We start from the raw sequence: 2,888 nt of genomic DNA, 5'->3' as shown, positions 1-2,888 counted from the left end.
ATATATGCCTCTAAAACTCTCCAATATGAAGGAGCAATCGCATCATCTGAATCAATAAAACCAATATATTCACCTCTTGCAATTTTCAACCCTTCATTGCGAGCCCCTGAAAGACCTTGATTAATTTCTAAATTTAAAACTACAGCTTGAAATTTTATTTCGTGTTGCTGAGCCACAATAAATTTTTCACAAACAGCAATAGAATTTTCTGGGCAGCAGTCATTAATAAAAATAATTTCAACGTGCTCATTATTAGCCCCCGCTAATAGACTTTCCATCAGTTCAGGTAGATATTGTGCGACTTTATAAACAGGACAAATTAACGACAATTTTATAGTCATTTATATATTCTCTTTTGTTACATCAAAGTTAATAGTTTCAATGACGCCATATTCTTTGGCATAACGTTCTAACATCACAGACAAAGAATATTTTTGTTGATATAAAACATGCGCTTTTTCACCATGCTCAATTACTTTTTGTTTATCATCGATATACTCCTGCATCGAGTTTGCCATTCGATGTGAATCACGAATAGGAACGAGGTAACCAGAATCGCTATGGTTAATCAACTCTGAACAGCCCCCCACGTCAGATGCTACGACGGCCTTTTTACAAGCCATTGCTTCGATAATACTACGTGGTAATCCTTCCCAAAAGCTTGATAAAACAAACACATCTGCTTCGGCTAATTTATCTGCAAAATTACTAACAACACCGCAAAAGTTAATCACCCCTTCAGGAAAGTGAGCAAACATTGATTTAACCTGATCTTCATGTTGCCCATCACCATAAATACTTAACGTGAACGGTTTATTATTATCGAATAGGTGATTACACGCAGCAGCCAATGTCAGATAATCTTTCTGCGCTTCGAAACGTGCCGCGGTTATAAACTGTACGGCTTTATCGGTTAACTTCCAGCTAGCATTTGTTTTACCCAGCATTCCATTCTGAATCACCAATAATTTTTTATCTGGAACACCAATCCGTGCGTATTCGTTCTTATCAAATTCACAAACACCAATTATCTTGGAGGGTAAAACAGATAATATTTTTTCAAGCTTTTCGAATTTTCGATACCCTTTATTTTCAGGTGTATTAACAAAGGGTACACCGTGAGGCACATAATAAGAGCGCCTAAAAGTAAACATTGCGGCGATACGCCCTAGTGCGCCTATTTTAGCAGTGTGCCAAGAACACACTGTCGGTCTTTCCTTTGCGATCAACCATATTAATTTAATTAATGAAGATAGATCGCTTAATGGACTTAAATCTCTTTTAAGCCCTGTTAATGCATGAACTTTAAAGCCGGCTTCACGAAGCAGAGTAATGGCATCACCATCACCACCAAGTGCATACACGACCTCAGCACCTTCTTGACGGAATTTTTCACCAATCTGACAAATGTGTTTAAATGATCCTGATACCCTAGTATCTGAACGGGTCATGCCTATTAGTATTTTCATTTTAAATATTCCTATCTATAGCGAAACTGATGACTAAGTATTTTTTCTTATTGTACTTTTGTGAAAACAATAAAAAGCATTTTCAAAAATAAACGTTGCTAAAAGACCAAACATTTTCTGGTGGTTTATTAAATACACAACAAACAACAATGCCCTAATCAGTTCTACATTATTTTATATCTCGAATATTTAACCATCGTTAATCAATTGGTTGAGCTTAGTTATTACTTTTTCCCATATCTAATTTCATTTTCATAATAAAGTTTTTACCGTTTAATGACAAAAAATGTTGAGAGGGAATAAAGAAACAAAAAAGAGCCCAGAGTGTAACGGATAGTAATATACAGACTAAATCAGGCATTGTTATAATCAAAGAAATCCCCGCATAAAGTAGTGTTACAAATACGACGGTCAAACATGCAGGAGTAGAGGCCATAATAAGTTTATCGGCAGAAATATGAGCATAATAAATAGCGATAAGCGCCGACATCAAGAAATTTATAACATTTGCAAAAACCACAGCGTAAGCAACACCAGACAAGCCAAATCTAACACCTATAAACATTGAGATACTAAAAACGACTAGAGAGACTATATTTTTATAAGTTAAAACCTTAATCGTCCCATAAGCTGACAAAAAGGAATCTAGAAATCCAGTTATACATTTGAGTACAACATTGGCAGCAAGAATTTCCAGTAATACGGCAACGACTCCCCATCCTTTTCCCATTATTATCCCAATAATTTCATTTGCGCCAAAAAATAAAATAATGGATCCAATTCCCAATATAAGTAAAAGCAGGCTATAAATATCGAGAAAAAATTTCCGCAGATTATCTTTTTCACTTTTCATTGCCGACATGCTAGGGAAAACCACCCGATCGACCACTAACCAATAGATCTGGCTCGGAAATTCAATCAACTGCATTGAACGAGAATAATTACCTAGATCGGTTTTCCCTAAATAACGGCCTACCAGTGCGATATCAATTTGTTTAGATATAAGTCCCATTATATTCTGCAATAAAAATGCAGAGGAATATTTTATAACTTCGATAGCTTCGACTTTTGCAATAGAAAATCTTAAAAAATATTTTCCCTGCCAAAGAATAACAATAAGCGAGATTAGCTCCGTTACAAAAATACCTATTAGGATGGACCAATATCCAAGATCAAACCAAAGCAAGGGTATGGTTATACAAACATTGCCAAAAATAGTTGCAAAAGCCTGTACCTTACCGATAAAAACAATATCACCATTACGTTGAAATAAGGCACTGCAAATATTACTAACAGCAAGAAAAACAAAAAGCAGTGATGCAATCTGTAAAGGTCGTGCGACACCAATAACCCCAACAAAAGACTCAATATAGTCACTGGCAAATAACAATATTAAAATAACAATAGTGCTATATACAC

At 35.3% G+C, this 2,888-nt stretch carries 3 protein-coding genes; all 3 read right to left on the bottom strand.

What is annotated here, in order from left to right:
* Positions 1-341, bottom strand: a 341-nt coding sequence (locus tag KSO91_RS16760) for a glycosyltransferase family 2 protein (RefSeq protein ID WP_238744166.1), incomplete at its 3' end; no start/stop codon positions are given.
* Positions 342-1,469 carry a glycosyltransferase gene (locus KSO91_RS16755; RefSeq protein ID WP_238744165.1) on the bottom strand — a complete coding sequence of 376 codons (1,128 nt, stop codon included), beginning with the start codon at positions 1,467-1,469 and terminating at the stop codon, positions 342-344.
* 217 nt (positions 1,470-1,686) lie between these two features.
* Positions 1,687-2,888, bottom strand: a 1,202-nt coding sequence (locus KSO91_RS16750; protein WP_238744164.1) for an oligosaccharide flippase family protein, incomplete at its 5' end; no start/stop codon positions are given.

The organism is Psychromonas antarctica (genome assembly GCF_022267535.1).
GTDB classification, from domain to species: Bacteria; Pseudomonadota; Gammaproteobacteria; order Enterobacterales; family Psychromonadaceae; genus Psychromonas; species Psychromonas antarctica.
This window is presented reverse-complemented; position numbering and strand designations above follow the sequence as displayed.